General features: G+C 63.2%; 1 protein-coding gene. It reads left to right on the top strand.

The features are described 5' to 3' along the window. Positions 1-908, top strand: a 908-nt coding sequence (locus E0L37_RS21190; protein ID WP_205655672.1) for an Ig-like domain-containing protein, incomplete at both ends; no start/stop codon positions are given.

The following is a 908-nucleotide window of genomic DNA, read 5'->3' as shown; positions in this document are numbered from 1 at the left end:
AATGAGAGCACCGCTAGTGGTGCTCTGACGGTGGACACCACCGCACCGGCGGCACCAACGGTGGAACCCACTGACGGAACGATCCTTACTGGTACCGCCGAAGCGGGCAGCACGGTTGACGTGGATATCAACGGGGATGGTACCCCGGACTACACCGTTGAAGCAGATGCCGATGGCAATTGGAGTGTGGCGCCGGACGCGCCGTTGGCGGATGGCACGGAAGTCAGTGTCACGGCCATGGACCCGGCGGGTAATACCAGTGATCCTGCCACCACCATCGTGGACGAAAACCTGAACGACACCACGCCGCCAGCGGCGCCGACCATCGCCGAGGTAATGGATGATGTGGCACCGGGCACCGATCCGGTGCTGACTGGAGGCAGCACCAACGACACCTCGCCGACCCTGACCGGGAAAGCGGAAGCGGGCAGCACGGTAGCGATCCTCCTGGGCGGTACCGAGATCGGTACGGCAACAGCCGATGCGAGCGGCAATTGGAGTTTTACGCCGACGACGGAACTGGTCGAAGGCGATTACAGCTTCACGGCGACAGCCACGGATGCGGCCGGCAACACTTCGGATCTGAGCGCGGTGTTTGAACTGAATGTAGACACCACCGCGCCGGCGACGCCGACGGTGGAACCCACTGACGGAACGATCCTTACTGGTACCGCCGAAGCGGGCAGTACCGTTGATGTGGATATCAACGGGGATGGCACCCCGGACTACACCGTTGAAGCAGATGCCGATGGCAATTGGAGTGTGACGCCGGACGCGCCGTTGGCGGATGGCACGGAAGTCAGTGTCACGGCCACGGACCCGGCGGGTAATACCAGTGATCCTGCCACCACCATCGTGGACGAAAACCTGAACGACACCACGCCCCCGGCGGCGCCGACCATCGCCGA

This window comes from Alcanivorax sp. 24 (assembly GCF_004360225.1).
Taxonomy (GTDB): domain Bacteria; phylum Pseudomonadota; class Gammaproteobacteria; order Pseudomonadales; family Alcanivoracaceae; genus Alloalcanivorax; species Alloalcanivorax xiamenensis.
Note: the sequence above shows the minus strand (reverse complement) of the source record. Positions and strands in the feature narration are given on the sequence as shown.